8 protein-coding genes are annotated in these 4,622 nt (G+C 51.5%); all 8 read right to left on the bottom strand.

Annotated features, from left to right (window positions below):
• Positions 1-129: 129 nt before the first annotated feature.
• Positions 130-417: a phage tail assembly protein gene (locus Xvie_RS18870; RefSeq protein ID WP_086110681.1), complete on the bottom strand. Its 288-nt coding sequence runs from the start codon at positions 415-417 to the stop codon at positions 130-132.
• Positions 418-426: 9 nt separating this feature from the next.
• Complete coding sequence (locus tag Xvie_RS18865; RefSeq protein ID WP_086110680.1) at positions 427-795, bottom strand: phage tail tube protein; 369 nt, start codon at positions 793-795, stop codon at positions 427-429.
• A gap of 9 nt (positions 796-804) precedes the next feature.
• The gene (locus Xvie_RS18860) at positions 805-2,295 is read right to left on the bottom strand and encodes a phage tail sheath subtilisin-like domain-containing protein (RefSeq protein WP_086110679.1); all 1,491 of its coding nucleotides are present in this window, start codon (positions 2,293-2,295) and stop codon (positions 805-807) included.
• Between the two features lies 1 nt (position 2,296).
• Positions 2,297-2,488 carry a DUF2635 domain-containing protein gene (locus Xvie_RS18855; protein WP_086110678.1) on the bottom strand — a complete coding sequence of 64 codons (192 nt, stop codon included), beginning with the start codon at positions 2,486-2,488 and terminating at the stop codon, positions 2,297-2,299.
• A 4-nt stretch (positions 2,489-2,492) separates the two neighbouring features.
• Positions 2,493-3,032 (bottom strand): ATP-binding protein, encoded by a 540-nt coding sequence (locus Xvie_RS18850; RefSeq protein ID WP_086110677.1) that lies wholly within the window; start codon positions 3,030-3,032, stop codon positions 2,493-2,495.
• A complete protein-coding gene (locus tag Xvie_RS18845; RefSeq protein ID WP_086110676.1) occupies positions 3,029-3,364 on the bottom strand; it encodes a head-tail joining protein in 336 nt (111 codons plus the stop codon). Before Xvie_RS18845 ends, Xvie_RS18850 begins: the two co-directional genes overlap by 4 nt.
• Positions 3,364-3,714 (bottom strand): hypothetical protein, encoded by a 351-nt coding sequence (locus tag Xvie_RS18840; RefSeq protein ID WP_086110675.1) that lies wholly within the window; start codon positions 3,712-3,714, stop codon positions 3,364-3,366. Before Xvie_RS18840 ends, Xvie_RS18845 begins: the two co-directional genes overlap by 1 nt.
• A gap of 1 nt (position 3,715) precedes the next feature.
• Positions 3,716-4,622: major capsid protein (locus Xvie_RS18835; protein ID WP_139838896.1), on the bottom strand; the 907-nt coding region annotated here is incomplete at its 5' end.

Here is a 4,622-nt window from a genome sequence, read left to right as displayed (position 1 = left end):
AAATGCATTAGCCATTATGTTTAGCCTCTATAATGCGTTGCGCCTGCTCAGCCCACCAAACTAGCCGCGTTCGACTCAGGAGCCACGCCTCTTGTGGCCTCCAGCGATAAAAATAGGTGATGTCTGCCGCTAATCGTTGCCATTGCTGGAGGGGGTATAAGCCAAAAAATGGGTTAAGAACACCTCACATTGACGGAAATCAGATATTGCCATCTTTTTCAGTACCGTTTCAGGCACACCCGATACCAGAGTAATCAGTAATCTCATGGCGGCCAGCGGGTTGGATTTTTTATCCATTTCATAAAACTGCTCAACCTCAAACAGCGCAGGTTCTCGCAGATGAATTTCGGTATAAACTTCTTTACCGTCATTGCTCTCAATCTGCTTGTTTAGTGTAATAACTTTTGTTTTTTCCATGACTGCCTCTTAGTTTTCGGTAACTGAAATACCTTCCCAACGAACTTCGAACTCCGCATCTTCACTTTTGACTTCCTGCGAGTTCACGGTCCACATGCCCTCACCGATGATAGTCTTGCCATTGGCGAGTTCAGCGACGATAGTGACGTTGGTCTGGTTGTTAAAATCGGCGACGGTGGTGCCGCCGCTGTCACGCACCCGGCAGGATATAAATGATGGACTCGGTTTTTCTTTATACCCGTGCACACTGTCCATGCCGGTCAGTGTTTCACGGGTGACCGCTGAGGGGCTGTAGGTGAAATCACCCACCACCATGATCCGCATACCATCAACAGAAACATAGGCTGTACCTGCCAGCCTGTTAGAAGTGTTTCCCACGATTTTCTCCTAGTTAGTTGGTTGCTGACGGAATTGATTGAGCAGGGCAAATACGCGCAACTGGTTGATCAATGTACCTGTCCAGAGAACGTCCAAACGGTTTGGGTTGTGAGCGTTGATTTCGACTCTCAGCCCACTCGCAAACGCCTTTGAATCCTGCACATACCCGTTGTATTCCAGTGTCCGGTACTGGGCGATGAGTTCGGCACGCACCACATTCGGGGTCACAATGGCCGAGCCTGCCGCAAATCGCGTGCCGTCTGCCGCCAGTTTCATCCGACGGAACTTAGACGTGATCTGCGTGCGAATGTAACGAGAAACAAACGCCAGTAAAAACAGCGTTTCTATCTGCAGATAACTGTCATCATTATCGCCATACGGGTTTTTCTGGTAGGTACTAATGAGGTTTTCAATCTGTACCGTGCCATCATCGGCCACCGTAAACGTGGAAATACCACTGTGCAACAGGTTATTGCGCTCAATCAAATCGAGCTGATCCTCAGCCGCCGGTGCGAGAACACCCGCCACGGGCAGGGTCTGCAACGGCCTGCCGGGGTCGTTTCTGAGTGACGGCGCGACGGCACCTGTGACTGCTGCTGACCAGATGTAGTTGGGTGTCGGCGATTTCGTTACACCCAGTAAGGTTTCATGCTGATTGTTGCGGCGCGCTCCGATATCCGCCAGCTCACCATAAGTGCCGCTGACGACACTGATCGCATGGCCGTACAATTGCTGTTCCCATGACCAGCGACCGCCGGTATCTGACAGGAATGATTTCATCTCATCCATTGACGTGGTGTCGGTGTAGGGATTGACGATAAAATCAAATGAACGGTCACTCAGGTTAGACAGGCCATTTTTTAATTCCGGCGCACCGGCACCCCCTGTCATAGGGGTGATCACCAGCGCCAGCCCTGCCGGAGTAACCTCTCCGCCTGCCTGCCCGCGGTAATTAAGGCAAACGTTGATCCCATTGCCGTGAGCGCCTTTATTTTTCGCCGTCAGCGTGACCGTGTCATCCGCTGAATTCGCTGTCACTGGCAGAGAATGCTTGCGGTTAATGGCAGCGGTTAAATGATTGGCAATCTGCGTCGATTTATCCGTCGCCATGACGGTGATCTGTACGCGCTGGCCGGCGATATACAGCGAAATAACGCCCGTCTTGGTTGGCAACGACGAAACTTTAATCTGCCCTTTTGCAGCCAGCATGTTATCCCCGTCTTTCAGGGGTAATACCCACAGTTCTGCCGCCTGATCGTTTGCCAGATACGCCGCAGCCATACCATGCAATAATGAGCCGTGACCGAACTGGGTAGCGGCCTGTTCCGCCGAGGAAATGCGCACAGGTACACCCGATTTTTCAGCTGTATTACCCAGCATTTGACCGAGAATTAACGTGCGTTGTGTTGCGGTTGCACTGTTGGCCATTGAGTTATCGAACTCGACGAAAAACAGTGGCGTTCTAAGGTTATTGGGAATGCGGGAAAAGGGGATCGCCATATTATTCATTCTCCTGAGCGGCCTTTTTGACGAGTTTGGTTTCTGTCACGTCCGGCTTGACCAGTTCAACATCACCATCGTTTAACCGACGGTGCCAAAACAAATTATCCGGCACCTCGGCACCGGATTCGGGCAAAAACTCGCCCCTGACCGGACAGCGCACGCGCCGCCCAGCTACGGGTTTAACAATCATAAGGTTACTCCAGATTAATACTGATTTTGGGTTCGGGGGTGTGTTCCGGCATTGCTACGGTCACGTCAATGCCGTCCAGTTGATGTGTTTCGATGGGATAGAAATCCTCCTCACCCTGGTAATATTCAATGTCGATATCCATCAGGAGCTGGGCAAAATGTCCCTCACCACTGGCATCAATATCGATTTGCGAGCGAATTTCAGCATATTGCTGAATAACCCGCGTTAATTTGTCACTGTTAATGACCGCCCGTTCGATTTGTTCCCGCAGCACCTCCAATGCCAGTTCCGCCTGTTCTGCCCCATCATCAACATCACCGTCAAATGCCTCTATCCTGCCGGTGACTCTAACGGTAGTTACAGTATGAAATTGGGGAACGTTGCGACCCAGCGATTTTTTATGATCAAATGGCGTTTGCACCAAAATGCACGGATAATCATCCCCTCTCGTTGACCAATCACGCGGGGAATAAACACGGGATTGCGCATCCGTTTTACCCGTGAGCGCCTGAACCACCATATTGCGTACTATTGATGCGTTCATTGTTTGTGTTTAATCCTGTTGAGTTGCAAATGCGTCCCACCGTGACTGTCCGGCTGAACGTCACTCACGACAAATTCAGTATTGATGCTGTACACAAACACCCGATCTTGTTGCTGTGGCGGGGATTTGAATACCGCATCACGCACACCCAGCAACGGTTTTGTGGTGTTAATGCTGCTGTCTCCGTCGAGCGATTCCACCTGCTGGGTATAGGCGCGGTCAAATACGCCCATGATGTCGTAAGGCTCACCCTGCTGAGGCCGCCAGTTCACCCGCTCGGCAAATTGTTGATGCAGCGGTGCCAATAGATGTTTATCCCAGTCAATCGGCATCAGGCCTCCTGTTGGATTTTAACGCCGTCCTGAACGGTGACAGAATTGCCGGACAATAATTGCGATTTCAGCGTATCCAGCCGCATGACAACCCCCAACTGAATCAGGCGTTCAACGTCGTCACCCTGTAAATCAATTACGGTGTTTTCAGGGTAATCAACACCGTTATGCCGGACCGTGTGGCCTTTAACAACGACAAACTCAGGGGTTTCCTCATCAGCACTCAGCTCATCACTATCCAGTTCATCGGATGGTGCGGGCTGAGTGTCTTGTGGGGTAGTGTCATCTGTTGACCCGACCTGCAATTCGGGCGGTAATTCGCCCAGTTCCTGTTGTGTTTTCTTTGCCATATCACACCACTGTAGCGCACAAAGCTGCGTTGACTCGGCTTGGAATAACCAGCGGCGCGGATTGCATCATCAGGAAGCGCTGGGCAGGATCTTCCTGTAACCACGATTTTGGTGCATAGGCCATTGGACCATAGGTAAAGGCGGGATCCAGTATCGCCCCAAACGCACGCGTACCCATTAAATCCGCGCCGGACATAATGACCGTACCCTCTGGCAGCATCGGTTTTTCTTTGCCATCTACCGGGTCAATAAACCAGTCGTTGTACACCCACAAATCAAATTGACCCCAACGGCCTTTATAGACAGCCCCTTTTTGTACCTGCGTGCCGGGGTTAATCTGGTTACCGTACGGGTTTAGTGCCGGGAATTTGATGGCGCTGTCGGTGATAGTGGTATCCAGACGGAACGCATTCCATGACCGAGTGGTAAACACCAGATCGGTCGGCACGGCACCGGAATTTTTCAGAATGCGCTGCGACCATACTTCAATATCCTGTGTTGGCTGGTTATTGGTTTTGCCTGCATCCACCTTTGTCGGCCATTTATCACTGCCGCTCAGGGTGACCGTCAGGTCAGCAGAGCGCCCGAAATTGACAACTTTCGTTTCGTAACCTTCACCCGCCACGGTGATTGTACCGGTTGCCAGCGCGCTGGCCGCCATCCACTCCAGACGGCGGTTAATCATGTCTATCTGGTCGGCCAGTTCAAATTGGATATTGAGCATCTCACGCTCAGCCGCGGTATATTGACCGCCAATCCGTTCACCAATCTGGCGACGAATGGGTTTGCGTAAATCCGGGGCGCGTTTGTCTTTAATGTACGCAGGCTTAAAGCTGTTGGTCTGAAACTTGCGCGACTCGACCAGTTTGCCTTCCACTAACGGGGAAACAAACGGGGCCATGCGGCGC

The sequence above is a fragment of the Xenorhabdus vietnamensis genome (assembly GCF_002127535.1).
Classification (GTDB): domain Bacteria; phylum Pseudomonadota; class Gammaproteobacteria; order Enterobacterales; family Enterobacteriaceae; genus Xenorhabdus; species Xenorhabdus vietnamensis.
Note: the sequence above shows the minus strand (reverse complement) of the source record. Positions and strands in the feature narration are given on the sequence as shown.